28 protein-coding genes are annotated in these 26,772 nt (G+C 70.6%); 15 read left to right on the top strand and 13 right to left on the bottom strand.

Annotated elements, in window-relative coordinates:
* Positions 1-43: 43 nt before the first annotated feature.
* The 3 genes from QRX60_RS29150 to QRX60_RS29140 form a co-directional block, all read right to left on the bottom strand.
* The gene (locus tag QRX60_RS29150) at positions 44-1,582 is read right to left on the bottom strand and encodes a B12-binding domain-containing radical SAM protein (protein WP_285994617.1); all 1,539 of its coding nucleotides are present in this window, start codon (positions 1,580-1,582) and stop codon (positions 44-46) included.
* Positions 1,583-1,981: 399 nt separating this feature from the next.
* A complete protein-coding gene (locus tag QRX60_RS29145) occupies positions 1,982-2,233 on the bottom strand; it encodes a hypothetical protein (protein ID WP_285994616.1) in 252 nt (83 codons plus the stop codon).
* 162 nt (positions 2,234-2,395) lie between these two features.
* Positions 2,396-2,554: a hypothetical protein gene (locus QRX60_RS29140; protein WP_286003882.1), complete on the bottom strand. Its 159-nt coding sequence runs from the start codon at positions 2,552-2,554 to the stop codon at positions 2,396-2,398.
* 468 nt (positions 2,555-3,022) lie between these two features.
* Between QRX60_RS29140 and QRX60_RS29135 the strand changes: the two genes are divergently transcribed.
* Complete coding sequence (locus QRX60_RS29135; protein WP_332845786.1) at positions 3,023-4,501, top strand: DUF4232 domain-containing protein; 1,479 nt, start codon at positions 3,023-3,025, stop codon at positions 4,499-4,501.
* A gap of 60 nt (positions 4,502-4,561) precedes the next feature.
* Here the strand turns inward: QRX60_RS29135 and QRX60_RS29130 are convergent, their stop codons facing one another.
* The 4 genes from QRX60_RS29130 to QRX60_RS29115 form a co-directional block, all read right to left on the bottom strand.
* The gene (locus QRX60_RS29130; RefSeq protein WP_285994614.1) at positions 4,562-4,870 is read right to left on the bottom strand and encodes a hypothetical protein; all 309 of its coding nucleotides are present in this window, start codon (positions 4,868-4,870) and stop codon (positions 4,562-4,564) included.
* Between the two features lie 17 nt (positions 4,871-4,887).
* A complete protein-coding gene (locus QRX60_RS29125; RefSeq protein ID WP_285994613.1) occupies positions 4,888-5,028 on the bottom strand; it encodes a hypothetical protein in 141 nt (46 codons plus the stop codon).
* A 20-nt stretch (positions 5,029-5,048) separates the two neighbouring features.
* Positions 5,049-5,273, bottom strand: a complete 225-nt coding sequence (locus QRX60_RS29120) for a CsbD family protein (RefSeq protein WP_285994612.1) — start codon at positions 5,271-5,273, stop codon at positions 5,049-5,051.
* A gap of 1,214 nt (positions 5,274-6,487) precedes the next feature.
* Positions 6,488-8,173 carry a PucR family transcriptional regulator gene (locus tag QRX60_RS29115; protein WP_285994611.1) on the bottom strand — a complete coding sequence of 562 codons (1,686 nt, stop codon included), beginning with the start codon at positions 8,171-8,173 and terminating at the stop codon, positions 6,488-6,490.
* A gap of 266 nt (positions 8,174-8,439) precedes the next feature.
* On the opposite strand from QRX60_RS29115, the gene QRX60_RS29110 reads away from it, so the two are divergent.
* The 14 genes from QRX60_RS29110 to QRX60_RS29045 all read left to right on the top strand — a co-directional run bounded on the left by QRX60_RS29110 (position 8,440) and on the right by QRX60_RS29045 (position 21,300).
* On the top strand, positions 8,440-8,907 hold the full coding sequence (locus tag QRX60_RS29110) for an Hsp20/alpha crystallin family protein (RefSeq protein ID WP_285994610.1): 468 nt from the start codon (positions 8,440-8,442) through the stop codon (positions 8,905-8,907).
* Positions 8,908-8,917: 10 nt separating this feature from the next.
* The gene (locus QRX60_RS29105) at positions 8,918-9,436 is read left to right on the top strand and encodes a general stress protein (RefSeq protein WP_285994609.1); all 519 of its coding nucleotides are present in this window, start codon (positions 8,918-8,920) and stop codon (positions 9,434-9,436) included.
* The gene (dnaK, locus tag QRX60_RS29100) at positions 9,436-11,307 is read left to right on the top strand and encodes a molecular chaperone DnaK (RefSeq protein ID WP_285994608.1); all 1,872 of its coding nucleotides are present in this window, start codon (positions 9,436-9,438) and stop codon (positions 11,305-11,307) included. The genes QRX60_RS29105 and dnaK overlap by 1 nt, the downstream gene beginning before the upstream one ends.
* A gap of 9 nt (positions 11,308-11,316) precedes the next feature.
* Complete coding sequence (locus tag QRX60_RS29095) at positions 11,317-11,856, top strand: nucleotide exchange factor GrpE (protein WP_285994607.1); 540 nt, start codon at positions 11,317-11,319, stop codon at positions 11,854-11,856.
* A gap of 6 nt (positions 11,857-11,862) precedes the next feature.
* Positions 11,863-12,789, top strand: a complete 927-nt coding sequence (locus tag QRX60_RS29090) for a DnaJ C-terminal domain-containing protein (RefSeq protein WP_285994606.1) — start codon at positions 11,863-11,865, stop codon at positions 12,787-12,789.
* A complete protein-coding gene (locus QRX60_RS29085) occupies positions 12,789-13,085 on the top strand; it encodes a chaperone modulator CbpM (protein ID WP_285994605.1) in 297 nt (98 codons plus the stop codon). The genes QRX60_RS29090 and QRX60_RS29085 overlap by 1 nt, the downstream gene beginning before the upstream one ends.
* Positions 13,076-15,706 carry an ATP-dependent chaperone ClpB gene (gene clpB / locus QRX60_RS29080; RefSeq protein ID WP_285994604.1) on the top strand — a complete coding sequence of 877 codons (2,631 nt, stop codon included), beginning with the start codon at positions 13,076-13,078 and terminating at the stop codon, positions 15,704-15,706. Before QRX60_RS29085 ends, clpB begins: the two co-directional genes overlap by 10 nt.
* On the top strand, positions 15,703-16,182 hold the full coding sequence (gene trxA / locus QRX60_RS29075; protein WP_285994603.1) for a thioredoxin: 480 nt from the start codon (positions 15,703-15,705) through the stop codon (positions 16,180-16,182). The genes clpB and trxA overlap by 4 nt, the downstream gene beginning before the upstream one ends.
* On the top strand, positions 16,179-16,442 hold the full coding sequence (locus QRX60_RS29070) for a ubiquitin carboxyl-terminal hydrolase 14 (protein WP_285994602.1): 264 nt from the start codon (positions 16,179-16,181) through the stop codon (positions 16,440-16,442). The genes trxA and QRX60_RS29070 overlap by 4 nt, the downstream gene beginning before the upstream one ends.
* Positions 16,439-18,130: an FAD-dependent oxidoreductase gene (locus tag QRX60_RS29065; RefSeq protein WP_285994601.1), complete on the top strand. Its 1,692-nt coding sequence runs from the start codon at positions 16,439-16,441 to the stop codon at positions 18,128-18,130. The genes QRX60_RS29070 and QRX60_RS29065 overlap by 4 nt, the downstream gene beginning before the upstream one ends.
* A complete protein-coding gene (locus tag QRX60_RS29060; protein WP_285994600.1) occupies positions 18,130-18,579 on the top strand; it encodes a DUF1931 family protein in 450 nt (149 codons plus the stop codon). The genes QRX60_RS29065 and QRX60_RS29060 overlap by 1 nt, the downstream gene beginning before the upstream one ends.
* 13 nt (positions 18,580-18,592) lie before the next feature.
* Positions 18,593-19,132: an STAS domain-containing protein gene (locus QRX60_RS29055; protein WP_285994599.1), complete on the top strand. Its 540-nt coding sequence runs from the start codon at positions 18,593-18,595 to the stop codon at positions 19,130-19,132.
* A 41-nt stretch (positions 19,133-19,173) separates the two neighbouring features.
* Positions 19,174-20,073, top strand: a complete 900-nt coding sequence (locus QRX60_RS29050) for a PrsW family intramembrane metalloprotease (protein WP_285994598.1) — start codon at positions 19,174-19,176, stop codon at positions 20,071-20,073.
* A gap of 87 nt (positions 20,074-20,160) precedes the next feature.
* On the top strand, positions 20,161-21,300 hold the full coding sequence (locus QRX60_RS29045; protein WP_285994597.1) for a hypothetical protein: 1,140 nt from the start codon (positions 20,161-20,163) through the stop codon (positions 21,298-21,300).
* A gap of 16 nt (positions 21,301-21,316) precedes the next feature.
* On the opposite strand, the gene dmpG is transcribed toward QRX60_RS29045, so the two are convergent.
* Genes dmpG through QRX60_RS29015 form a run of 6 tightly spaced genes read right to left on the bottom strand, consistent with a single transcriptional unit; the run spans position 21,317 to position 26,736 of the window.
* Positions 21,317-22,330 carry a 4-hydroxy-2-oxovalerate aldolase gene (gene dmpG, locus QRX60_RS29040; protein ID WP_285994596.1) on the bottom strand — a complete coding sequence of 338 codons (1,014 nt, stop codon included), beginning with the start codon at positions 22,328-22,330 and terminating at the stop codon, positions 21,317-21,319.
* A complete protein-coding gene (locus QRX60_RS29035; protein ID WP_285994595.1) occupies positions 22,327-23,268 on the bottom strand; it encodes an acetaldehyde dehydrogenase (acetylating) in 942 nt (313 codons plus the stop codon). The genes dmpG and QRX60_RS29035 overlap by 4 nt, the downstream gene beginning before the upstream one ends.
* Positions 23,265-24,062 (bottom strand): 2-keto-4-pentenoate hydratase, encoded by a 798-nt coding sequence (locus QRX60_RS29030; protein ID WP_285994594.1) that lies wholly within the window; start codon positions 24,060-24,062, stop codon positions 23,265-23,267. Before QRX60_RS29030 ends, QRX60_RS29035 begins: the two co-directional genes overlap by 4 nt.
* 44 nt (positions 24,063-24,106) lie before the next feature.
* Positions 24,107-24,670 carry a flavin reductase family protein gene (locus tag QRX60_RS29025; protein ID WP_285994593.1) on the bottom strand — a complete coding sequence of 188 codons (564 nt, stop codon included), beginning with the start codon at positions 24,668-24,670 and terminating at the stop codon, positions 24,107-24,109.
* Between the two features lie 24 nt (positions 24,671-24,694).
* Complete coding sequence (locus tag QRX60_RS29020) at positions 24,695-26,482, bottom strand: electron transfer flavoprotein (RefSeq protein WP_285994592.1); 1,788 nt, start codon at positions 26,480-26,482, stop codon at positions 24,695-24,697.
* Positions 26,479-26,736: a rubredoxin gene (locus QRX60_RS29015; protein WP_285994591.1), complete on the bottom strand. Its 258-nt coding sequence runs from the start codon at positions 26,734-26,736 to the stop codon at positions 26,479-26,481. The genes QRX60_RS29020 and QRX60_RS29015 overlap by 4 nt, the downstream gene beginning before the upstream one ends.
* Positions 26,737-26,772: the final 36 nt, after the last annotated feature.

Here is a 26,772-nt window from a genome sequence, read left to right as displayed (position 1 = left end):
CTTGGGTCCACAGCCCGGGGGCCGGAGGAACCGCGCCCCGCCGTCACGGCTTCTCGGTGCCGGGATGGGGTGGGGAGCCGGCCGGTGACAGGTCGGGTGTCCGGTCGGCCGGGGTGAGCAGTTCGGCGTAGTGGCCCAGCATGCGTTCGCTGATGCGGCGGTAGAACTCCGGCAGGGTCGTGGTCCGGCCTTCGTGGAAGGCCAGGAACTGCGGGTCGGAGCGCAGCATTCCCAGGATGCGCCGGAAGCTGGTGACGTCGGAGCGGAAGCCCGCTGTACGTGCCCGGTGGACGTAGCCGATGATGCGGTTGGCGGTGCTCTGCAGCCGTCGACGCAGCATCGCGGGGGATGCGGCGTGGGAGTAGAGCTCGATGAGCTTTTCGTAGTAGGTGATCGGGTCGTAGTTCTTGATGGTGGTCACCAGGTAGGGCGCGTAGTAGAAGTTGAACGGCATGGTGGCGAGGATCCGCCCGTCGGCGGTGAGTTCGTCGTGCAGCGGGGTGCCGCCGAACGGTACCGGGATGTTGATCGTCGGGAAGGCGAACGGGGCCAGGTCCATGAACCGTTTCGTCAGCTCGACCGGTTCGTCGCCCTGGTCGGTGTCGAGCCCGAACATGAAGTTCGCTTGCAGGTACGGCACGTTCTCGGCCAGCTGAGCGAAGTGCGCGGCGACGCGGTCGACCTTCGCGGTCCCGCCGGTCCGGCCGACCCCGGCCTTGTTCGAATAGTCGGTCCACGACTCGACCCCCGGCGCCACCATCACGCAGTTCGTCTCCTTCAGCCGCCGTGGCCGGTCACCGCGCAGCACCGTGAGCGAGCTTTCGATGATGTAGGGCGGCCGTTGGCCGGGAGGCTGGGCCTCCAGCATCTCGAAGACCTGGTCGAACTTCACCGCGAAGTTGGGGTCGTGGAACACGATCAGCCGGCCCGGCAGGTGCCGGGCGAGGTACCGCAGGTCGGCCTTGAGCCGGTCGGCCGGCAGCAGGCGGTAGGTGCTGTTCCAGTCGATGCAGAAGTCGCACTGGTACGGGCAGCCCATGCTCGCGAGCATGGGGACCGCGGACAGCAGCAGCGGCTTGCGTCCCCAGAAGAAGGCCGACGCCCGGATTTCGGGCATCCGTTCCTCGACGGCCGGCACGTCGTCGAACGGGCGGCCGGCCGAGATCACGGTGCCCGGGTCGAACTGCCCGGACAGGATGTCGGCGACCAGCTCCGGGTCGCACTCGCGGACGACCAGGTCGAAGAAACGCAGGCAGTCCACCGGGAACGCCTTGGCGTGCGGACCGCCGATCACCGTGCGGACACCGGCCCGGTGGTAGAGCTTCGCCAACGCGTAAGCGAGGTGACTGACCTGCGTGTAGCAGGAGATGAACACCACGTCCAGGTCGGCGGGCAGCAGGCGGTGCGGCCGGCCGAGACCGTAGTAGGTGGCGTAGAAGGTTTCGTGTCCTTGCCGGCGGCACCACACGGAGATGGCCTGCGGGGTGATGCTGGCGTACTGCTTGGTGATGAACAGCTGGTAGGCGACTTCCACCGGGCGCCGGGCCGGTGGACCGAGAAGATCGAGGATTCCGACTCGCACACGTGGTCCTCTCGGACAGCTGACCGGCCCCGGCCAGAAACGACAATCAGCGACGAATCGATGGCGGGGGCTCAATGATCCGATATCCGGGAACCCGCTTCGACGTGGAAGGCTCCTCGACAACCGGGTGGCAGCGCACGAACGAGGGCCCGGTCGGCGCCCGCCCGGGGCTTCGGCGGTGGTGCCGTGGTGCCTGCCGGGTCAAGGCCCGATCTGCGCAACCGGCAAGGTGGCTTCCGCGACTGCGGTGGCTGCTCGTTCCGGTTGCGCAGCTGGATCTCGTGGGATCTGCATGACGAGAGTTTCCGAACCGCACCGAAGCGGGGCTAGAGTCGTCCGTCCCTCCGGGGAAGGACCTTCGGCCCGGGTCGGACAGGGGCGTGGCTCACGCGGCCTCGATCACCACGTACGACCCGGCTCTCGGCCGCCGAGCAGGTAGGTGACGACGTCCTGGGCGGTGCAGGTGCGTTCGCCGGCGGGCACGCGGGCGATCAGGTCGCGGACCGCCGTGTAATCGACGCCCGTCGGGACGATCGCGGGCTCGCGGTAGCCACCGGGACGCTGCTGAGCGAAACCGGCGGTGGCCAGCAGCGCGTGGCACAGGCAGCGCCGGCCGACGGTGTTCGCCGGCCGTCCGCCGGGGCGAACCACTCCGGCCGGGGGACCGAACGTCCCCGGCCGCCACGACCGAAGTCCCCCGGGCAAAGCCGACGTCTCACGCGCCGCCGGGCACCACCCGACACCGGCCTCGAGCAACTGCCAGTCGACGAGCAGTTCTTCCCCGGTGCCCGCCGGTTCATCGCCTCCACCCGCTCAACGGCGCACTGCCCGGCGTCGGACGAACCCGATGACCGCGGTACCGGCGAACAACACGATCCCGACGATGGCCAACCAGACCAACCCCTTGAACGCGAACCCGATGACGGCCGTGATCAGCCAGAGCACCAGCAGGACGACGATCAACACCATCATGACTACCTCCGGACCGGCGGGATTCCCGTCCCGCCACCTCTTGTGGCCACCGGGACTCGGGGTCTTGGCTCGGCCGATCGGTTCCCGGTGACGACGTGCCGGCGGGGCCGGCGTGCTCGTCCCGGAGTCCAGGCGGACGGCCGCCATCCGGCGACCATGATCCAAGTCAAGCGGCCAGGCCACGGCACAGCTATGGCCGGAAGTCACCGTTGCCCAGGACCTCATGCCTTCCGACCGAGTAGGGCGTTCCGGTGTCGATCAGGACAACCGCGTCCGACCCGCAGCGCTGTTCCCGCGCCGCAGCCGCACCAGCCGATGGTGATCGACACGCCAACGCACTTGCCCATCTCCCAGGCCCCACCAGGCGAACGGCCGGTGTCTCCCGTCGACACCACGCTCGAGCTGTAGACCCTGCAGCGCGGCAGGGCCGACGTCGAGGCACCTCCAGCATGGAGGACGGCGAAATGCATGGGCACGGACGCAAATCGGCCGAGCCGACGGTCCGGATGGGTGGCAACACACCGGCGCCGACCCCTCGTTGTCGTCTTTTCCGGCCGCGTCGACTCACCGAAGTCCTTCCCCGAAGGGTCCATCGGCCGCATCGACGCCATTCTCGTCCGAGGCATGCTCGGCGTACACGTCAGCCTTTCCGGCACCGGAGGCCAAGGCCATGACCGACTCGGACCCCTATCCCCACACCGACCTCCGGTGGCGCGCTCCAACGCCGCCCACCGGAAGCGAGTACGCCGGGAAGCGACCGGCGGTGGACCCGGATCCGGCACGTCCGGTTGGCCTGCGCGACCGTGCACATCATCCGCGGAACGTTCGCGGTCCTGCTGCTCGCCCGGATCGTGCTGGTCATGGGCGATGCGAATCCCGCCAACGGGATCGCGGCGTTCGTCCGTGGCTGGTGGGGAACAGTGTCGCCGGGGCTCGAAGATCTGTTCACACCAGCCTCTGCCGGAGCGCCGGCTCTGCTCGACGACGGCCTCGCCCCGCTCGCTTGGGTCGGGTCGAGCGCGCTGGTCACCACGCTCATCCGCCGCCTCGCGCTACCCGCTCCTGACCAGGACGCTTGCGGCACGCTCTCTCCCGCGCAGAGCTTTCGCTCTCCGGACCGTGGAACACCGGACATATCAGCTGTCGGCCGGCCCGGTCACGGATCGGTGGACTCAGCACCGCGGACAGCGGCACCTGCGCCGCAGGACGCTACCCGACCGAACATCCGGTGGGCCCAGCAGCAGGTCCACCTCGACCTCCCCGGCATCGCAACCGGCAGACGAAGGGAACACCGTGAGCAGACACGGGTTCGACATCCGCCCAGTGGTCCTCAGCGCCGGCGCGCTCCTGGCCGTCACCGCCTGCGGCTCAGGAGCCGGCACCACCAGTCCCAGCGCCACCACGGGTCCCGTGTCGACCCCACCACCGGCAACGTCATCGGCTCCGACAACCACATCGCCACCGGCGCCGACCCACACGTCAGGGCCCACGTCCGCGACCGCGGCCCCGGTCAGGCAGTGCACGACAGCCACTCTGAACATCAAACTGGGACAAGGCGATATGGCCGCCGGCAACTACTACATCCCCGTCCTCTTCACCAACACCGGCGCACCCTGCCGGATCACCGGCTACCCCGGGGTGTCCTACTACGCCGGCGGCGACCACCACCAAGTGGGCGACGCCGCGGCCCGAGACTCCGGCGCCACGCCGGTCGTGGTGCTGCAGCGCGGACAAACCGCCTCGGCCATGGTCAACCAGGTCAACGTCAGCCATTACGACGCCGAACCCTGCGGCCCGACACCCGTCACCGGCCTGCGGGTCTACCCGCCGGGCAACACCGTCCCCGTGCTGCTGCCCGAACCCGACGCTCACGCCTGCGCCAAACACATGCCGGACCAGCGGCCGCTGAGTGTCCGCGCGGTGCAGCGCGGCACCGGCGCGAACTGAGACCGCACGCGATCGCCGATGAGCCGGCTTCGGCGCCACCGCTGCCGCTATGGCCGGAAGTCACCGTTGCCCAGCGCCTCCGCCACGCCGACGGCGAGGGGTTGGGTCCTCACCCTCGCGCCGCGGTACGGGAACGGTCCAGGTCAGGTGGGTGCTGCCGTCCGCGTCGGCGCTGCGCCCGAGCGTGCCCGCACCGCTCCGGCACCCGCTTGACGCCGCCGTGGCCGCGCGGCCCGGAGCAGTCATCGTCGTGCGCTTGTCGACGACATCGAGGGCGAGCAGCTCCGACAGGGTGCTGATCTGGATCTCGACAGTGGCGGCGTCGGCCTCCCGGGCGATCTCGGACAGCGCGTCCTCGACGATCGCCACCGCGTCGTCGATGATGTTCAGCCGACCGCCAACCGCCCGGCCTCCGTGACCAGGGCCGGCGTCGCGAACTCGGCCGACGCGCCATCCTGGGCATCACGCAGCACCAGGTCGAGCGGCTGGGCGTCGTCACCGGCGCGATGGCCGAGGAACTCGACCATCGGCCGGCGGTGCCGCCGCGCTATTTCGGCGGTGTGCTGTCCTTGCCGCTCCCCATCGTGCCTTTCACGGCGTCGGCACCCTTGTCGATCACCTCGTCGATCTTGCGCTTGGCCTGGGTGAGCCGCTGTTTGACCTCGCCGGTGGCCCGGTCTGCGCGGCCCTCGCGTTCCAGCTTCTTGTTGCCGGTGAGGGTCCCCGCGGCTTGCTTGATGCGGGCTTTCCATTGCTGGATCTTCGCGTTCACAGTGCACCTTCTTCCTTGTGACGGCGGGTAATCCTCCAGGAGCACCTGCCTGTGTGCCTCGATGTGCGCCCGGCGCAGCTCCGGCAGGCTGAGGATGGCGAGCTCATGCGGGCCGATCGGAACGGCGACGTTTCGTGGGTGCGCCGTCGGCTGGTCCTGACGCTGCCGACCGGGTGGACACCCAGCCGGCCCGCAACGCCGCCAGACCGCCCGCACACATCCACCTCGCCGATCCGCGCACGATCACCGCGCCTCACTCGGTCACCGATGACCCGCGCACCCGCGAGCGCGACCGGACGCTGAGCCGTGCCCGCGCCGGCACCCGGCGTGTCATGGAGGAAGAACCACTGCAAGGACATGGGTCTCTCCGGTAATCGGAACTCTGCGCTCTGCCGGGGTCTGGGACAGCCCACTCACCCAAAGTGGCGCCGGCATGCGCTGCCCTACTACGACCGAAAGCCCTCAGCTCGCAGGACAAAAGGCACAACGACTGGGACTGCAAAACGAGCGGCGTAAGTCCCGATCACGGAAGTGCACCTGATGACCGACACGATGTCCGGTGGAGAACGCTGAGACCGGTGAGGGCGGGGTGCTCGCGCAGCTGACCAAGCGGCTGGTCGAGTCCGCGGGTGACCTGCGACTGGATGCTGCGGGCAACGACGGGGCCGAGCACCACCAGGGTCGAAGCCGTCGATCAGTGCCGACACCACCGCGACGACCTCAGCACGCCCACGAGCCTTCCCGAGTCGCCTCGGCGAGCAGCGCGAGCACCAGGGCGATCGAGGCTGCCACCGATACGGTGGTGCCGCGACCCAGACCTCCACCCGGGAGAAGCGAGCGCGGGCGTCACCGGCAGGGCCCCCGCAGGAGCCGAAGCAGCGTCAAAGTTTGGCTCGCCGAGCTGGGGAGGCGGTGCGGACGCCAGGGATCGCCGCGAGCCCGGCCGCCGCCTCCGGCACCGCCATCACACACCTCCGGCACCAGGAGCACGCACCGGAGACACCCGCGTGGGGAAGCCGCGAGCGAACCCGAACTCTCATCGAGCATTCGTTTGAATACTGCGAAACGACGCAGACGCAGACACTGTCAAGCCGGGTCGGTCAAGCTCACCCACCCGACCCGCTGCGCCGCCTGCGGCGACTCCGCACTCGTCGACTACCAGCACTTCGCCGACAATGATGCACTCGTCCTGGAACTGGTCGAGCCCTCGCCGCTCACTCCGAACCCCGTAGCACCTGCCAGGCCCTGGTGGCCATGTGCAGGTTGAGCCTGCTTTCGACGTCATTGAGGTCGAGGTCGGTGATCTCCCGGATCCGCCCCAGCCGGTAGCGCAGGGTGCTGCGGTGGATCATCAGTGCGGAAGCGGTTTCGTCGTAGTGTCCGCCGCATTCGAGGTACTGCGACAACGTCTGGACCAGATCCGCGTTCTTGTGCTTGTCGTAATCGAGAAGCCGACCCAGCCATTCCCGCACGAATGCGGCGATTTCGCCGCGATTCTCTCCGGTGTCCAGAATGCGGTAGACGCCCAGTTGATCGAATGCCGTCACACCATCGGGCGACCTTGAATTCCGGCGGATGTCCAACGCCCGCCTTGCTTCCGAGTAGGATCTCGGAAAGTCGTCAGGGCTGTCGCAATTGGTCCCGATCCCGATCGCACCGGCGCTTCCGAGGCGCTCCGTAAGCGTGCGGTACAGGGCGTCCCCGTCCGGACGGCCGCTGACGATGAGCACCACCGCTCCCGACCGCCACGAGGTCATCGAGCTCAGCTGGAGCGAGGCGACCGCCCGGCCGGCGGCGTCGGCGACCGCGTCGCCGGTCTGTCTCCTGTCCCAGTGGAGGACGATCACGCGATGAGGGCCGCGCAGGTCGTGCCCGATCGCGTCGGCGCGCGCGTAGGCGCTCTCTTCGTCGGTGCCGGTGATCAGGTCGTCGACCAGGTCACGGTGCAGCCGCAACTCGACCTCGGCGAGACTGCGCAAGTGCGACAACTCCAGCGCCAGCACCGTCGTCCCGTATTCGAGCGCGAACATCTCGGGGTTGCCCACGGTCTTGCGCGGGTCCACGAGGGACATCACCCCAAGCACCTCGTACCGCGGTTTGACCAGCGAGATCACCCTGTCCTTCTCCCAGACCGGATGGGGGACCGCCGCGGCGCGCCTGAGCAGCTCCTCACGCCGGTGGGCTTGGGGCTTGGGGTACGGGTCGGGCTTGCCCGGCCCGGCCCAGGCCCGCAGGTTGCCGAACCGGTCTTCGATCGCGACCGGCAACGAGGTCAGCTGGTGCACCGCGTGGGCGATGCCGGGCTCGCCGGCACCGGACACGGCGATGTCGCTGAGCACCTCGTGCACGTGGGTCTGCTGCTGGAGCCGGGTGACCGATGCGGACAGCTTGCTGTTGAGCTCCTGCAGCTCGAGGGCCTGTGCCCGTTCCCGCCGGTGGAGCGAGGCGTTCGCCAGCGCACCTGCTGTTTGCTGCCCGAGTGCTTCGAGCAGGGAGAACTCGTCCTTCGACGGCTCCACGGCCGCGGTCACCACCAGGTAGCCCCTCAGTCCACTCAGGCCACGCAGCGCGAAGCCCCAGTACCAACCGCCGTCGGGCAGGACGAGCGACCCACTGCCGCCGTCGAGGAGCCGGATCTGCCGGTCGAGCTCCGCGTCCGGCTCCGCGTCATCACGACGGCTGAGTGCGCCGTCGATGATCAGGTACACCGCTTTGGTGCGGCAGCCGCTCAACGACGGCACCAAGGTGGCGGCCAGGCGGACGATGTCGTCGGCTTCACGGCCGTCGAACATCATCGTCGAGACGACGAACAGCCCGCGCAAATTCGACAACTGGCCACTCCGCCAGCTGTCCGGCCTTTGTGGATTTTGGTGCGTTTCGCCCATCGCCGCGGGTGTCATCCGGGCCTCCCACCGCCGATGGGGCAACCCTACACGCTTGATGCTGCTCTGCCGGGTCGATTGTTCCGGCGAATTTCGACCTGCCGGGCGCACGCGCGGACACGACCGTCCTTGCCAGTGTGGGTCGTACCCCGAGAGACCACCGCGGCGGCCTCGGTTCTGCCGGTATCCGGAGAACTCGATTCCGCCGGGAAAACGCGTCACCGTGTCTGTTGGACGCGATAGGTCTCTTTGCGACAGGACCCGGACGAGGAATGAGGAGAGTCATGACCTTGATGCGTTTCGACCCGTTCCGCGATCTCGAACGCTTGACCGAGCAGGCCGTGGCCGGCGCCCGCGGCCCGCGGGCGATGCCGATGGAGGCCTTCCGCCGCGGCGACCGGTTCGTCGTCGCTCTGGACCTCCCGGGAGTGGACCCCGGCGACGTCGACGTGACGGTGGAACGCAATGTGGTGACCGTGCGCACCCGCCGCGCCCCGCTACGCCAGGAAGGTGACGAACTGCTGGTCGACGAACGGCCGCAGGGTGAGTTCAGCCGCCAGTTCTTCCTCGGCGACAACCTGGACAGCACGCGGCTGTCCGCAGAGTTCGACCGCGGTGTGCTCATGCTCGGTATCCCGGTCGCCGAAGCCAGCAAGCCGCGCAAGGTCGAAATCGGCACCGGTTCCGAGACGGCCGAGAAAAAGCCTCGCATCGCCGAAAGGGCTTCCCGAGAAGAACACGCCAACGTTTAGGAGTCGGACGATGACCGCACAGCCCGGCGCCACGGCGCCATCACCGCGTCACTCTTCGGATCCCCACGCTTCGGACCAGCGCCGGGCGATCGGATCCTACGAAACCTACAGCGAGGCTGAGCGTGCCGTCGACTACCTGTCGGACCACGGCTTCCCGGTCGAGCGGGTCGCCATCATCGGCTCGGACGTCCAGCTGGTCGAGCAGGTCGTCGGGCGGCTGAACTACGGCGGCGCCGCGCTGCGGGCAGCCGGCTCAGGGGCCATGACCGGACTGCTGATCGGCTGGCTGTTCGGGATCTTCAACTGGTTCACGCCGGTGCTGGCGGCCTTCACCCTCGCCGTTTACGGACTCGTGTTCGGCGCGGTGATCGGCGCGGTCTTCGGCCTCGTCGTGCACGCGCTCCAGCGCGGACGCCGCGACTTCGCCTCGGTCCGGGTGATGACGCCCAGCCGCTACGAGGTCGTCGCCGACGATGCGGTGGCCGACGAAGCCAAGACCCTGCTCGCCAAGATGACCGGAGGTGTGTGATGGCCAAGGCGGTCGGCATCGACCTGGGCACGACCAACTCGGTGATCGCCGCCTGGGAAGGCGGCGAACCCACGGTCATCGCGAACGCCGAAGGCGCCCGGACCACCCCCTCGGTGGTCGCGTTCACCGAAAGCGGGGAGCGGCTCGTCGGCCAGCTCGCCCGCCGGCAGGCGATCCTCAACCCGAAGGGCACGATCTACTCGGCGAAGAGGTTCATCGGCCGGAAGTACGACGAGGTCGGCGACGAGGCCAAGGCGGTCGGGTTCGACGTCGTCGAGGGTGAGGGCGGCGTCGTCCGGTTCAAGGTCCGCGACAAGCTCCACTCGCCGGAGGAGATCAGCGCGCAGATCCTGCGCAAGCTCGCCGACGACGCGGGCAAGTTCCTCGGCGAGCGGGTGACCGAGGCCGTCATCACCGTGCCGGCGTACTTCAACGACGCCCAGCGGCAGGCCACCAAGGACGCCGGCAAGATCGCCGGCCTCGAGGTCCTGCGCATCATCAACGAGCCGACCGCCGCCGCGCTCGCCTACGGGCTCGACTCGAAGGGCCACGAGACGGTCCTCGTGTTCGACCTCGGCGGCGGCACCTTCGACGTGAGCCTGCTCGACGTCGGCGACGGCGTGGTCGAGGTCCGGTCGACCGCCGGGGACACCCACCTCGGCGGGGACGACTTCGACCGCCGGATCGTGGACCACCTCGCCGATCAGTTCAAGCAGGAAAACGGCATCGACCTGCGTGCGGACCCGCAGGCGCTGCAGCGGCTCTTCGAAGCCGCGGAGAAGGCGAAGGTCGAGCTCAGCTCGGTCAGCCAGACGAGCGTGAGCCTGCCGTTCATCACCGCGGGCCAGGACGGCCCGAAGCACCTCACGACCACCTTGATGCGCTCGGCGTTCGAGCAGATCACCGCGGACCTGGTCGAACGCTGCCTCGGCCCGGTCAAGCAGGCGATGGCCGACGCGAAGGTGACCGCGAACGACATCGACGAGGTCATCCTGGTCGGCGGATCGACCCGGATCCCGGCCGTGCAGAGCCTGGTCCGCAGGCTGACCGGGGGCAAGGACCCGAACATGAGCGTCAACCCGGACGAGGTCGTCGCGCTCGGCGCGGCGGTCCAGGCGGGGGTGCTCAAGGGCGAGGTCAAGGACGTCCTGTTGCTCGACGTCACCCCGCTGTCCCTCGGCGTCGAAACCCGCGGCGGCGTGATGACGAAGATCGTCGAGCGCAACACGACGATCCCGGCGCGGCGGACCGAGGTGTTCTCCACCGCGGAGGACAACCAGCCCGCGGTCGACGTCGTGGTGCTCCAAGGCGAGCGGGAACGGGCCGCCGACAACCGGGTGCTCGGGCGCTTCCAGCTCACCGACATCCGGCCGGCGCCGCGGGGCGAACCCCAGGTCGAGGTCACCTTCGACGTGGACGCCAACGGCATCCTCGATGTCACCGCGAAGGACAAGGACACCGGCGCGCAGCAGGGCATCACGATCAGCGAGAGCTCGAACCTCGACCAGGCGGAGATCGACCGCATGGTCACCGAAGCCGAACGCAACCGGTCCGAGGACCAGCGGCTGCGCGAGGAGGTCGACGCGCGCAACCTGCTCGACTCGGCCGCCTACCAGGTCGAACGGGCCATCACGGACACCACCCCGCCGCACGAGAAGGCGCGCGCGGAGATGCTCGTCCAAGAGGCTCGCGAGGCCGTGAAGGACGCCGCTCCCCTGGACCGGGTGCGGTCGCTGACCTCGGAGCTGCAGCAGGTGCTGGCCGGGCTCAACGCGCCCCGGGCGAGCGGCGGCGGCAACGGTTCCGGCGGCGGCCCCCAGCAGGCGGCCGACGAGGACGACGTGATCGACGCCGACTTCGACCGGGCGTGAGGCGGATCGATGGCCACCACAGGTAGGGCCGCGGAGCAGGGGAACTCCTCCGCGGAGGTCGCCGGGGCCGGCACGGTTTCCCGCCCCCAGGAAGTGCCGGCCCCGGCGACCGGGGCGGAAGAGAAACTCGCCGAGCTCGAGGACCGGTGGCGCCGCGCCGTGGCCGACCTCGACAACGTGCGCAAGCGCCACGCGACCGAGCTGCGGCGGGAGGTGGAAGCCGAGCGGGCGAGGGTCGCGGCGGCTTGGCTCCCGATGCTCGACAACCTCGAACTGGCGCTCGCGCACGCCGAGGCGGACCCGTCGGCCATCGTGCAGGGCGTCCGCGCGATCCGGGAGCAGGCCGTCCGGCTGCTCGCCGGGCTCGGGTACCCGCGTGACGACGAAACCGGCGTCCGCTTCGACCCGAACCGGCACGAGGTCGTCGCCGTCGTCGAGGACCCGGCCGCCGAACCGAACACCGTGACCCGGGTGATGCGCCCCGGCTACGGAACCGACCGGCACCAGTTGCGGCCGACGGCCGTCACGGTGTCCAAGTCACCGGGGTGATGGCCGGTGGCAACCGATTTCTACGAGTCCCTCGGTGTCGCCAAGACGGCGAGCACCGACGAAATCCAGCGGGCGTACCGGAAACTGGCGCGGCGGCACCACCCCGACGTGAACTCGGACCCGGGCGCCGAAGAGCGCTTCAAAGAGATCAGCGAGGCCTACCAGGTGCTGTCCGACCCGGAGCAGCGCAAGAAGTACGACCGGTTCGGTGCGGATTTCCGCCGGGTGCCCGACGACTTCGACGAGCGGGTGTACGCCGGTGCCGGTCGGCGGGGTGGCGGCCGCGTCCGCCACACCCGGGCAGGCCCGGGATTCGGCGGCGGGGCCGAGGGCTTCGAAGGCGTCGACATCGAGGACCTGCTGGGCGGCTTCTTCCGGAGCCGGGGTGCCGGTGGGCCGATCGCGGGTGCCGACCAGGAGGCCGAGCTCGAGCTGACGGTCGAGGAGGCCTACCAGGGCGGGCGACGGCACTTGAGCATCGCCGGCGCGGGCGGGCGCGGTTACGACGTCGACATCCCGGCCGGCGTGCTCGACGGGCAGCGCATCCGGCTCGCCGGTCAGGGCGGGCGGGCGTCCGGGAACGCGGCGCCCGGTGACCTCTACCTCGTGGTGCGGATCAAGCCGCATCCCCGCTACCGCCTGGCCGGGCGCGACCTCACGGTCGAGCTGCCGGTGTCGCCCTGGGAGGCGGCGCTCGGCGCGACGGTTCCCGTGCTGACCCCCGGCGGTGAGGTGAAGGTGCGGGTCGTGCCCGGCTCGTCGACCGGACGGCGGCTGCGGCTGCGCGGCGAGGGCCTGCCCAACCCCAAGGGCAAACCGGGCGATCTCTACGCCGAGGTCCGCGTGATGGTGCCGAAGAAGCTCGGCAAGCGGGAGCGCGAGCTCTTCGAAGAGCTCGCCGCGGTGTCCGATTTCGACCCGAGGAGGACCTGATGGCCGAGTACCAGCTCGCCCGTCCCGTCCGGCTCAGCCTCGACACGGCAGCCGCGCGAAGCGGGCTGCACCCGGAGCTGATCCGCCGGTTCGTCGCGCTGAGCCTCGTGGACGGCACGACCGACTCGAGCGGGCGGGTGTGGCTCGCGCCGTCCGCTGTCGCCACCCTCGCGCGCATCCAGCGCCTGCGTGCGGGCCTTTCCCTCAACTACGCGGCCATCGGGCTCGTGCTCGACCTGCTGGACCGGATCGACGTCCTCGAAGCCCAAGTCAGGAGCCACCGGCGATGGACATGAGCAAGCTGACCCAGAAATCGCAGGAAGCGCTGCAGGAGGCCCAGAGCGTGGCGCAGCGCCACGGCCACACCGAGACCGACGGTGAGCACCTGCTGCTCGCCCTGCTCGATCAGTCCGACGGCCTGGCGCCCCGGCTGCTCGTGCAGGCGGGCGCGGACGTCGACGACCTCCGCGAAGCCGTCGAAGGGGAGCTCGCGCGGCGACCGAAGGTGACCGGCCCCGGCGCCACCCCCGGGCAGGTCTACCTCACCCGGCGCCTCGCCGGCCTGCTGGACGCCGCCGAACGGGAGGCCAAGCGGCTGAAGGACGAATACGTCTCCGTCGAACACCTCGTGCTGGCCCTCGCCGACGAGGGTGCGAAGTCCGCCGCGGGGCGGCTGCTGACCCGGCACGGCGTGACGCGCGAGTCGTTCTTGACGGCGCTGACCAAGGTCCGCGGCAACCAGCGGGTCACCTCGGCGACCCCGGAAGGCGCATACGAGGCGTTGGAGAAGTACGGCCGGGACCTGGTCGCCGACGCGCGGTCGGGCAAGCTCGACCCGGTGATCGGCCGGGACGCCGAGATCCGCCGGGTGATCCAGATCCTGTCGCGGAAGACGAAGAACAACCCCGTGCTGATCGGCGACCCGGGGGTCGGCAAGACGGCGATCGTCGAGGGCCTCGCCCAGCGGGTCGTGCGCGGCGACGTACCGGAAGGACTGCGGGACAAGACGATCTTCTCGCTCGACATGGGCGCGCTCGTCGCCGGGGCGAAGTACCGCGGCGAGTTCGAGGAACGCCTCAAGGCCGTGCTGGCCGAGGTCAAAGCCGAAGAGGGACGCATCCTGCTCTTCGTCGACGAGCTCCACACGGTCGTCGGGGCCGGCGCCACCGAAGGCGCGATGGACGCCGGGAACATGCTCAAGCCGATGCTGGCGCGTGGTGAGCTCCACATGATCGGCGCGACGACGCTCGACGAGTACCGCAAGCACATCGAGAAGGACGCCGCGCTGGAGCGCCGGTTCCAGCCGATCGTCGTCGACGAACCCTCCGTCGAGGACACGATCTCGATCCTGCGTGGACTGCGGGAGCGGCTCGAGGTGTTCCACGGGGTCAAGATCCAGGACGGCGCGCTGGTCGCCGCCGCGACCATGTCCCACCGCTACATCACCGATCGTTTCCTGCCGGACAAGGCGATCGACCTGGTCGACGAGGCGTGCGCCCGGCTGCGCACGGAAATCGACTCCATGCCCGCCGAACTCGACGAGCTCACCCGGCGCGTCACCCGCCTGGAGATCGAGGAAGCCGCGCTGTCCAAGGAATCCGACCAGGCCAGCAAGGCGCGCTTGGCGGACCTCCACCGGGAACTCGCCGATCTTCGGGCCGAAGCGGACTCGAAGAAGGCGCAGTGGGAAGCCGAGCGTCAGGCGATCCGGCGGGTCCAGCAGCTGCGGTCCGAACTGGAACGGCTGCGCCACGAAGCCGAGGAAGCGGAACGGAACTACGACCTGAACCGGGCGGCCGAGCTGCGCTACGGCGAGATCACCGAAGCCGAGCGCCGGCTCGCCGCGGAGGAGGAACAGCTGGCGGGCAAGCAGGGCCGGAAGCGGCTGCTGCACGAGGTCGTCACCGAGGACGAGATCGCCGAAATCGTCGCCTCCTGGACCGGGATCCCGGTTTCCCGGCTGCAGGAAGGCGAGCGGGAAAAGCTGCTGCGGCTCGACGAGATCCTGCACGAGCGGGTGATCGGCCAGGACGAGGCCGTCCGGCTGGTCGCCGACGCGGTCATCCGGGCGCGGTCGGGTATCCGCGATCCGCGCAAGCCGATCGGGTCGTTCATCTTCCTCGGCCCGACCGGCGTCGGGAAGACCGAACTCGCCAAGACCCTCGCGGCGGCCTTGTTCGACAGCGAGGAGAACATGGTCCGGCTCGACATGAGCGAGTACCAGGAGCGGCACACCGTCTCGAGGCTGCTGGGCGCTCCCCCGGGCTACGTCGGCTACGACGAGGGCGGGCAGCTCACCGAAGCCGTGCGGCGCAAGCCTTACTCGGTCGTGCTGTTCGACGAGATCGAGAAGGCGCACCCGGACGTGTTCAACACCCTGCTCCAGGTGCTCGACGACGGCCGGATCACCGACGCGCAGGGCCGGACCGTCGACTTCCGCAACACGGTGATCATCATGACCTCCAACATCGGCTCGCAGCACCTGCTCGACGGGGTGACCTCCACCGGCGAAATCAAGCCGGACGCCCGGGACGCCGTCCTGGCCGAGCTGCGGCACCACTTCCGGCCGGAGTTCCTCAACCGCGTCGACGACATCGTGCTGTTCACCCCGCTCGGGCCGGCCGAGATCGAGCGGATCGTCGACCTGCAGTTCGACGAGCTGCGCCGGCGGCTGGCCGAACTGGGCATCTCGGTCGAGCTGACCGCGGAGGCGAGGACACTCATCGCGCGGCACGGGTTCGACCCCGTGTACGGCGCCCGGCCGTTGCGCCGGTACATCTCCCACGAGGTCGAGACCAAGATCGGCCGCACGCTGCTGCGCGGTGACCCGACCGAGGGACTGGTGATCACCGTCGACGCCAAGGACGGCGAGCTCGTCGTCACCTACAACGGAGGCGAAGGGAGGTCCGCGGCATGAGCACCGACACCGGAACCGCCGGCACGGTCGTCTGCGAACACTGCGGGCACAAGAACCGCGTCCCGGCGGCCGCCGCGGGCAAACCGACCTGCGGCCACTGCCACGAGCCACTGCCCTGGATCGTCGACGCCGGCGACCCCGACTTCGCGGAAGTCGCGGAGCGGGCCACGATGCCGGTGCTGGTCGACCTCTGGGCCACCTGGTGCGGGCCCTGCCGCCAGGTCAGCCCCGCGCTGGCCCAGCTGGCGCGGGAGCGAGCCGGGAAGGTCAAGCTCGTGAAGGTGGACGTCGACAAGGCACCCGGACTGTCCCAGCGGTTCGACGTGAAGGCCGTGCCGACGCTCATGGTGCTGCGCGGCGGCGAGGTCGTCGCGCGGCAAGCGGGCGCCGCGCCCGTGCCCGTGCTGCGCGAATGGCTCGATCAAGCGCTGGCGCGGTCGGCGAACACCTCGACCAAGGAAGGGGACGTGCGATGACCAGTGTCGTCGACCGGCATCTCGCGCTCGTCCGAGACGTGGTGCCGCGAACCCCGCAGGGTTGTGAGGAGTGCCTGGTCGCCGGCACGCCGTGGCTGCATTTACGGCTGTGCCTGACGTGCGGGCACGTCGGCTGCTGCGACTCGTCGCCGATGAAGCACGCCAGCAAGCACGCCCACGCCATGAGGCACCCGATCGTGCGCTCGTTCGAGCCCGGGGAGACCTGGCGCTGGTGCTACGTCGACCAGACATTCGTATGACCGCCTCGACAGGGATCGACCTCGGCGCGCCGCCGACCGAGACCCCGGACTCCTGCGGCGCGTTCCCCCGGCTCACGGACGACCAGATCCGCACGCTCGGTGAGGGCGGCGAACGACGTCCGGTCCAGGCGGGCGAGGTGCTGTACGCGCAGGGCGGGCGGCCGTCCGAGTTCTTCGTGATCTTGAGCGGCAAGGTCGCCGTCACCGAAGGAACCGGGGGCGACGCGAAGGTCGTCCGCGTGCACGGACCTCGCCGGTTCCTGGGTGAACTCGGGCTGCTCGAAGGGCAGCCCGCGTTCGTCGGCGCCGTGGCCGCCGAACCCGGCGAGGTGCTCGCCCTCCCGGTGAGCGCGGTGCGGCGCCTGGTGCTCGGCGATCCGGTGCTCGGCGACCTGATCCTGCGTGCCTACCTCGTGCGGCGGACACTCCTCATCGGATCCGGCACCGGATTGCGGATCGTCGGCTCCTGCTACTCCCCGGACACCAGGCGGCTGCTGGAGTTCGTGGCGCGCAACCGCCTCCCGTACCGGCTGGTCGACGTCGACAAGGACCAGCAGGCCGAAGCGCTCCTGGAGCGCTTCGGCGTCGCCGTCGCGGACACCCCGGTGGTCGTGCTGAACGGCACCGAAGTGCTGCGGAACCCGAGTACCGCCGAGCTGGCCGGGAGAATCGGGCTGCGGCCGCCGGAACCCGAACGCGATGTGCGGGACCTGCTCGTGGTCGGCGCCGGGCCCGGCGGTCTGGCCGCGGTGGTCTACGGCGCTTCCGACGGGTTGCGGCTGTCGGCGTTCGACGGCCTGGCCCCGGGCGGCCAGGCCGGGACGACGTCCCGCATCGAGAACTACCTCGGCTTCCCGCCGGGGATCTCCGGGGCGGAGCTGGCCGAGCGATCGGTGATCCAGGCGGCCAAGTTCGGGGCCCGGGTCGCCGTCCCGGCCGAGGCGTGCACCCTCGAACCACGCGGCGGCCGCTACGCCGTCGGATTCGACGACGGCATCGAGATCGTTTCCCGCACCGTCGTGATCGCCACCGGCGCCCGCTACCGCCGGCTCGTCGTACCCGGCATCGAGACGTTCGAAGCGACCAGCGTCTACTACGCCGCGACTCTGCACGAAGCGCGTCGATGCCTGGCCACCCCCGTGGCCGTGGTCGGTGGCGGCAACTCGGCCGGCCAGGCGGCGGTGTTCCTCGCGGAAGGTTCGCCGGTGGTCCATTTGCTGGTGCGCGGCGGCGATCTCGCCGCGAACATGTCCCGCTACCTCGTCGACCGGGTCGAGCAGCATCCGCGGATCAGCGTGCTCGGCCACACCGAAGTCCGTGAGCTCCTCGGGGGCGACGGCCTCGAATCCCTGGTCGTCGAAAACAACCGCACCGGCGAGCGCCGCGTCCTCGACGCCCGCGCGTTGTTCGTCTTCATCGGAGCTTCCCCGCACACCGCCTGGCTTTCGGGGATGGTCGCCCTCGACGAGGACGGGTTCGTGCTCACCGGGGCGGACGCCGAGGGGTTCCGGGACGCCGACGTGTGGCGCGGGGTGCATCGCGCGCCCCTGGTGCTGGAGACGAGCCGGCCAGGGGTGTTCGCGGTGGGGGACGTACGCCACGGCTCGGTCAAACGGGTGGCCTCGGCGGTCGGGGAAGGCGCCATGGCCGTCCGGTTCGTCCACGAACATCTCTCACAGGAGGTCTGATGCCGGTCATGGGTGCGGCGAGGTTCGAACGGTTCTTCCGGACGGCCGCGAGCCTGGATGTCGACAAGAGCGATCTGAAACGGTACGACGAGTTCCTGGACCGCAAGATCCACGATCTCTTCGTGGTCGCCAAGGCCGCGGCCAAGGCCAACGGGCGGGATGTCATCGAGCCGAGAGACCTGCCGATCACCAAGGGGCTGCAGGAGCGCATGCACGAGTTCCTCAAGCTGGACGAGGACCTGGAAGTGGTGCCGCTGCTCGAGCAGCTCCTGACGCGTCCCCCGCTCGGGATCGCGCTCTCCGAAGACACCGAGGCACGGCTCCCGGCCATCGCCGGCGGTCTCAGCGTGGCGCTCGCCCAGGCGTTCAAGATCATCGACCCGCGCGTCAAGAATCCCGGCGCCGCCGAATGGGACCAGGTCTTCCGGATGTTCGAACTGCTCCTCTGAAAGGACGTCAGGCATGGTCAACGGACTCTCCCTCAGCCTCGATCAGCCGGCGTACGCGGCCGCGTTCGCCGGCACCGCGGGAAACTTCACGGTCACCTCGACACTGCGCGGCGACCACCACACCGTCGTCACGGTCAACGGGCCGATCGACGCGCGGGCGCTCCGCCTGCTGGCCGCGCACTTCGCCGGGCTGCTCCACGCCGGCACGCGGCACCTGGTGGTCGATCTGTCCCGGGTCCCGCAGGTGGACGACAGCCTCTTCGAACTGGTGCACCGGGTCGAGGACAGGCTGACGGCGCTGGGCGGCCTGCTCGAGCTGACCGGGCTCGCGCCGCCCGTGCTGTACGCGATGGACGACATGCTGCTGGGCGAGGTCTTCTCCTGGTACCGGGCCGTCCTCGACGACCCGGAACCGCGTGCCGCGCTGTGGTCGGCCCTGCGCTGCCCGCAAGGGCTCGAGGACGTCGCCGAGCCCGGATCCGCGGACCGGTACCGGACGTTCATCGACACGGCCGCCCACGGCCGCGGAGAGCGATGGGGGAAGCGCCGGTGAGAGCCACCACCGAACGACCGAAACGACGTGCGTGGCTTCGGATGTTCGGAGCCGGCCTGGTCTTGTGGGTGCTGTCCGCGGTCGTCACCTACCTGACCGGGAACCCCAACCTCATCCCCACCCTGGTGCTGCTCGGCAGCTTCCTGGTGCCGGTGACCTTCGTGGCGTGGGCGTTCGAGCGCCGGGACTCCGGCGAGATCACCGCCGAGCTGGTGTTCCGCACGTTCATCGTCGGCGGTGTCCTCGGCGTGCTCGGCGCGTCGGTGCTGGAGACGTACCTGCTGCACCCGTCGGCGTGGCTGTACGTCGGCGTCGGGCTCATCGAGGAAGCGGTCAAGCTGGCCGCGCTCGCCCTCCTGACCCGGCACCTGGCCGTGAAGTCCATGCGCGACGGCCTGATCCTGGGTGCCGCGGTCGGGTTCGGGTTCGCCGCCTTCGAGTCGGCCGGGTACGCGCTGACCGCGCTGTTCACCCCGCAGGGACTGTCTCTCTCGGACCTGGTGACGACCGAGCTGTTGCGCGGACTCCTCGCCCCGGTCGGGCACGGGCTGTGGACCGCCGTGCTCGGCGGGCTCCTGTTCGCGTGGAGCACCCGCGCCCACTTCGTCCTCACCGCCCGGCTCGCCCTGGCCTACCTGGGCGTTTCGCTCCTGCACGCGCTGTGGGACTCGATGTCCGCGATTTCCCTGTACCTCACGCTGCTGCTGACCGGTCAGCCGTGGCAGTACGAACTGCTGGTGCGCGGCCTGCCGGCCGCGCCGACCGGCGCCCAGGTCGGGCTGTACACCACGCTGACCTGGGTGGGCCAGGGCCTGATCGCGGCGATCGGCGTGGTGTGGCTGCTGGTGCTGGTCTCGCGGGCACGCCGGGAGCGGCGGGGCACGCCACCGGTACGGGCCTACCGCGTGGCGACGTCCCGACGACCGGTTCTTCCGCTCTGACCTGCTGTCCGACCCGGTGGCCGAGCTCGCTGCCGGCCGGGTGGTTTGGCTGTTACCTCCCAGGGAAACCGACGACCGAGGTGACACATGACCACACCGCACCAGGTGACCGTCGGGGTGCTGGCGGACGAAGGGCTACCGGAGCAGGTGATCACGGCGCTCGCCGACGATCTGCCCGGCATCTTCGCCGCCCGCGTGAGCGGGAAGACGCGGTGGCGGGTGGAGCACGAGGTGGCGCAGCTGCCGCTGGACGAAGACGGTGACATCCCGATGCGCGCGTTGTCGCAGCGGCACCGGCAGGACCGGGGCTGGGACCTGGTGGTCCTGATCACCGATCTGCCCCGGCGCGCGGGAACGAAACCCGTCGTCGCGGGAGTCGACGTCGAGCACGGTGTCGCGATGATCTCGCTGCCCGCGCTCGGCGCCGTCCTGGTGCGCCGCCGGGCACGGACGTTGCTCGTCCGCGTGGTGCGGCAGCTGATGTCGCGGCTCGGGATCGACGGGGAGCACGGCCGGCGGGGAGCGGTGGCCCGGCTGCGTGAAGCGCTGGCCCCGACGCAGCGGATGTCCGGCGGACACCAGTCGACCGCGACCCACCTGGCTCTGGTCGGGCTGCGTGGCCGGCTGCGGCTGCTGGCCGGGATGGTGCGGGACAACCGTCCGTGGCAGCTCGTCCCGCACCTGGCGGGCGCCACCGCGGCGGCGGCCGGCACCGCCGCCTACGGCGTGATCACCAGTTCGTTCTGGAAGCTCGCGGACGCGCTGTCCCCGCTGCGGCTGACGGGGATCACGGTGGTCACCGTCGTGATCATGGCGGTGTGGTTGATGGTGTACAACCACTTGTGGGACCGGCCTTCCGGGGCCGTCGAGCGGCGCAAGGCCGTGCTGTACAACGTGTCCACGGCGGCCACGCTGGCGATCGGGGTGGCCTGCATGTACGCGATCCTGTACGTGGTCGCGCTGCTCGCGGCGGCCGTCGTGATCGACAGCGGCTATTTCGCGCAGGCCCTCGGCCACCCGGTCGGGGTGGGTTCGTACCTGAACCTGGTGTGGTTGTGCAGTTCGGTGGGGATCGTCGCCGGTGCGCTCGGGTCGAGCCTGGAGGACGAGGAGACCGTCCGCAAGGCGACCTACAGCCGCCGCGAACGGGAACGGCAGGAACGAAACCAGCGCCGGCGGGACGACCGCACGTCCTCCGAAAGGGAATCCCCCACGCAAACCGGGTGAGGGACGGGCGGGCGGATCACCCTCGACGGCCGGCCGCGAGGTCGAGAGCGACGTCGGTGATCATGTCCTCCTGGCCGCCGACCATGCCGCGGCGGCCGACTTCCACGAGGATCGCCCGCGTGTCGAGCCCGTACCGCGTCGCGGCCACCTCCGCGTGGCGAAGAAAACTCGAGTAGACACCGGCGTAGCCCAGGCTGAGGGTCTCCCGGTCCACGCGGACCTCGCGGTCCTGCAACGGACGCACGAGGTCGTCGGCCGCGTCCATCAGCGGGAACAGGTCGCAGCCGTGCTCGTGGCCCAGCAGATCGGCGACCGCGATGAAGGCTTCGAGGGGACAGTTCCCGGCGCCCGCGCCCTGCCCGGCCAGGGACGCGTCCACCCGGGTCGCGCCGTTCTCCACCGCCACCACGCTGTTCGCGACGCCGAGCGCGAGGTTGTGGTGGGCGTGGATCCCCAGCTCCGTGGCGGCGTCCAGGACGTCGCGGTAGGCGCGGAAGCGGTCGCGCACGCCGTCCATGGTCAGCCGCCCGCCGGAATCGGTGACGTACACGCAGTGCGCGCCGTAGGACTCCATCAGTTTCGCCTGGCGGGCCAGCTCGGCCGGTTCGGCCAGATGGGACATCATCAGGAAGCCCGCGACGTCCATGCCCAGTTCTCGGGCGGCACCGATGTGCTGGGCGGAGATGTCGGCTTCGGTGCAGTGGGTGGCGATCCGCACCGAGCGGACGCCCAGCGCGTGGGCCTGCCGCAGGTCGTGCAGCGTGCCGATACCGGGCAGCAGCAACGTGGTCGGCACGGCCCGGCGCGCGACGTCGCACACGGCCTCGATCCACTCCCAGTCGGTGTGGGTGCCCACGCCGTAGTTGATGCTCGAGCCGGACAGCCCGTCGCCGTGCGCGACCTCGATCGCGGCGACACCGGCGGAGTCCAATGCGGACGCGATCGCCCTGGCCTGCTCGACGGTGTAGCGGTGCCGGACGGCGTGCATGCCGTCCCGCAGGGTCACGTCCTGGATGTACAGCCGGGTCATCGGGCACTCCCCTCGCCCGCGCGGCGGGCGGCGATGCGTTCGGCGGTGCCCAGCGCCGCCGAGGTCATGATGTCGAGGTTCCCGGCGTACGCGGGCAGGTAGTGTGCGGCGCCTTCGACTTCGAGGAAGACCGAAACCTTCACCGGAGCGCCCCCGGCGGGGACCAGCGCACGCAGGGGGTCGTCCGCCGCGACCGCGTCGAACTGCACCTTCTGCTTGAGGCGGTAGCCGGGGACGTAGGCCTGCACCCGGCCCACCATCCGCTCGACCGACGCCGTGATCGCCTCGGTGTCGGAGTCCGAAACCAGGCAGTACACCGTGTCGCGCATGATCAGCGGTGGCTCCGCGGGGTTCAGCACGATGATGGCCTTGCCGCGCGCCGCGCCACCCACCCGCTCGATCGCCGCGGCGGTGGTCTCGGTGAACTCGTCGATGTTGGCGCGGGTGCCGGGCCCGGCGGACCGCGACGAGATCGAGGCGACGATCTCGCCGTAGTGCACCGGGGTGACCGCCGCGACCGCCGCGACGATGGGGATCGTGGCCTGGCCGCCACAGGTCACCATGTTGACGTTCGGCGCGTCGAGATGGGCGTCGAGGTTCACCGGCGGGACGACGTAGGGCCCCAGGGCGGCGGGGGTGAGGTCGATGACGGTCCGGCCGAGCGCGCGCAGCACCTCGTCGTGGTGGCGGTGCGCGCCGGCCGAGGTCGCGTCGAAGACGTAGCGCACATCGGCGAACTCGTCCAGCCGCACGAGGCCGTCGACGCCTTCGTGGGTCGTCGCGACCTTCAGCCGGCGGGCCCGGGCGAGGCCGTCGGAGTCCGGGTCGATCCCGGCCATCGCGGCGATTTCGAGGGTTTCGGACAGCCGTAGCACCTTGATCATCAGGTCGGTGCCGATGTTGCCCGACCCGATGACGGCGACTTTCGCTTTGCTCATCGCGATTCTCCTTCGGCCGCGAAGCCGGCCCGCACCGAGCCGAGGCCGGAGATCTCGCCGTGGAAGACGTCGCCCGGCGCGACGGGGACCATCGGCCCGAGTGCGCCGGTCAGCACGACGTCCCCCGCCAGCAGAGGATCTCCCCGGCGGGCCAATGTGGACGCCAGCCACAGCGCGGCGGCGAGCGGGCTGCCGAGGCAGTCCGCACCGCTGCCCTCCGAGACCACCGTGCCGTGGCGGGACAACGTCATCCGAACCGTCCGCAGGTCCACTCGGTCGAGCGGCACCCGGGTGCCGCCCAGCACGAACAGGCCGGACGACGCGTTGTCCGCGACCGTGTCCACGATGGAGATGTCCCAGTCGGTGATCCGGCTGTCCACGATCTCCAGCGCGGGCACCGCGAAACCGGTGGCCCGCACCAGATCCGCCGCGGTGCAGTCCGGATCCGGCAGGTCGTCGGTCAGCACGAGCGCGACCTCGGCCTCGACCTTGGGCTGCAGCAGCCGGCCGGCGGGCACGGTGCCGCCGTCGGGCACGGCCATGTCGGCGAACAGGGCACCGAAGTCGGGCTGGGCGACAGCCAGCTGGCGCTGCACGGCCGGCGAGGTCAGGCCGATCTTGCGGCCGGCCGGCCGTCGTCCCGCGGCCAGCGCGCGCTCGGTGTTCAGCCGTTGCACCGCATAGGCGGCCTCGATGTCACCGAAGGTGAACAGGTCGCGGATCGGCGGACACGGCTTGCCGGTGTCGACGGCGTTCTGCAGCAGGTCCGCGGCTTCGCGGACGGCGGTGCTCACGGCAGCCACCGGATCGGGCGGGCGGGCATGCGATACCTCCGGGTTCAGGCGCTGGCAGGGGGACCGAACGGGTCCAGGCAGAAGCCGGACCAGGCGTCCGAGTACGCCGAGTCCGCCGCGGGGCTGAGCAGGTGCCGGTAACGGCCGGCGTGGAACACCAGTGGCTCGCCCGCGCCGTCGGCGAGGTGGCGGACCTGGCCGACGAACAACGTGTGGTCGCCGGCGGGGTGGGCGTCGACGACCTCGGCACCCACCTGCGCCAGCGCCCCGGCCACGAGGGGGACCCCGGCGTGGTCGTCGAACCGTGGGAGCAGGGCCGGGTCCGGCCGGCCGCTGAAGTGCTGGCTGACGGGTTCCTGGTCCGCGGCGAGGACGCTGACGCCGTAGACGCCGCTGGCGAGGAGGAGGTCGTGCATCTTGGCGCGTCGGGCGATGGACACCACGACGAGGGCGGGCACGAGGGACACCGACATGAAACCGTTGGCGGTCATGCAGTGCGGTCCCGCCGGGGTCGGCGTGCTGATGATCGTGATGCCGGTGGCGAACCGGCCCATGGCGTCGCGAAACCGCCGCGGGTCGACGTTCGCCGCCGGCGCGGCGGTACTCATGATCCTCCTGGGGTTATCAGATCTTCAACTGGCGATCGCGCCGGCCGTCGCCAGCAGCAGGTCCAGCAGGACCCCTTCGATGTTCGCGGTGACGACGGTGTCGGCAAGACCGGTGAAGGCATCGAGCCAGGCGCCCGGGTCGACGACGACGATCCGGCCGGCGGCCTTGACCGCCTGCAGCGTCCCGAGGTCGTGCCGCCCGAACCCGAGGTAGACCGCGGGCGCGATGCTGCGGGCCAGCGGCCCGATCTCGAGCTGCGGGGGCATCTCGCCCGCGGCGACCGCGGCCGACGTCGCGACGAGCGCGATGCCCGGTGTCGCGGCGACGCGTTCGGCGACGCGGCGGGCGCCGGTGCCCAGGCCCGGCCCGAGCCCGATGACCAGCCGCGCCGCGGCGAGCCGTGGGCCGTCCGGACGCTCGACCCGGCGCTCGACCGCGGTGCACGAATCGGTCCCGGTCGCGGAACCGCCGACGAACTCGACGCTCGGCTCACGCTGGTCGCGAACCGCTCGCGCCGTGAAAGAACCCGGCCGCAGCGTGCCCATCGACGGCGTGGAGTGCGCGATCACCGGCGCGACGACGTCCGCCGACAGCGCCGGTTTGAGCCACAGCAGGTCGGGCTCGTCGGTGTCCGCGTCACGGACTTCCAGGGCGGTGAAGTCCCCGGTCAGGCCGAGCCCGAGCCGAGCGGCGACGCGCGGGGCGTAGTCGCGGCCACGGGCGCTGAAGGGCGCGATCACGGCGAACGGCGCATGGGTGGCGATCGCCGTGCTCAGTGCGTCGGTGACCAGGTCCGTGCGGTAGTCCGCCGGCTCGGTGCCGCGCAGCACCAGCACCCGGTCGGCCCCGTGCGCGTAGAGCACGCGCGGGAGGTCGTGCGGCTGGTCGCACGGCAGCACCGCCACGATCGTGGCCCGCAGGTCGCCGGCGACCGAGCGGGCGCAGGCCAGCGCTTCGAGACTCGCCGGGTGGAGGCCACCGCCGGGCAGCGGCTCGGCCACCGTCCAGATCTCGCGTGCCGGGGTGGGCACGACGACTTCGGCCTCGGGCTCGAGCGGCGCGAACGCCGCCTCCAGCAGTTTCGCGGTGTCGAACCCGGCCCCGACGTACTCGGCCCGGCGTTCACGGGCGTCGTGCCGGATCTCGGCCACGAAGGTCGGCGACCCCCGGGTGCCGAAGTCCCGCGGTCCTCCCCCGAGGTCCTCGGCGGTGAGCGTTTCGACGGCCGACGGGTCGGCCTCGGTCACCCACGGCGGTTCGGTGCCGCGCCCGACGGCGACCACCGCGGGCAACGCGACGGTCCAGGCTTCCCGGCCGACGTCGGTTTCGACGTCCGCGGCGAGCACACCGTCGCCGATCCGCAGGTTCGTGGCCTGGGTCAGCTGCGGGAGCCCGGCCAGCTCCGCGACCTGCGGGCCGACCTGGGCGGTACCGCCGTCGAGCGTCCACCGGCCGGTGAGCACCAGGTCCGGGCGCTCCCGTTCGACGAGCCGGGTGAGCGCGCGGGCCGTCGCCAAGGTGTCGGCACCGGCGAAGCGGCGATCGACCAGGTGCACGGCACGGTCGGCACCCCGCCGCAGCGCGTCGAGCAGCGTCTCCGCGGCCGCGGGCGGCCCCATCGTCACGGCCACCACCTCCCAGCCGGTCTCCGCCCGCAGGTCCAGCGCCTGCGCCAGCGCGTGCAGGTCCGGCGGGTTGGTGACGGCCTGGTCGTCGTCGCGGCGGATCCGTTTCGTCCGTTCGTCGAAGGCGCCCCGGCCCGGCACCGGGACCTGCTTGAGGCAGACGAGAACGCGGCCCGGCGTGCTCACCCCTGCGCTCCCGCGTAAGCGTCGTCCTCGACGTCGTACTCGTCGCCCGGCGCGAGCATCCGGAACTCCTTCTTGCGCGCCCCGCACACCGGGCAGACCCAGTCGTCCGGGATGTCGGCGAACGACGTGCCGGGCTCGATCCCGCCTTCGGGGTCGCCGAGGCGGGGGTCGTACACGTCCTGGCAGACATCACAGATCCAGAGCGCGGTGGCCGGATCGGCCTGGGTTTCTTCGGTAGCCACCAGCGTCTTCATCGACGCCTCCTTTCGAGGGTGGAAAGGAGACGGCCC

Origin of the sequence: Amycolatopsis mongoliensis, from assembly GCF_030285665.1 — a bacterium.
GTDB classification, from domain to species: Bacteria; Actinomycetota; Actinomycetes; order Mycobacteriales; family Pseudonocardiaceae; genus Amycolatopsis; species Amycolatopsis mongoliensis.
Note: the sequence above shows the minus strand (reverse complement) of the source record. Positions and strands in the feature narration are given on the sequence as shown.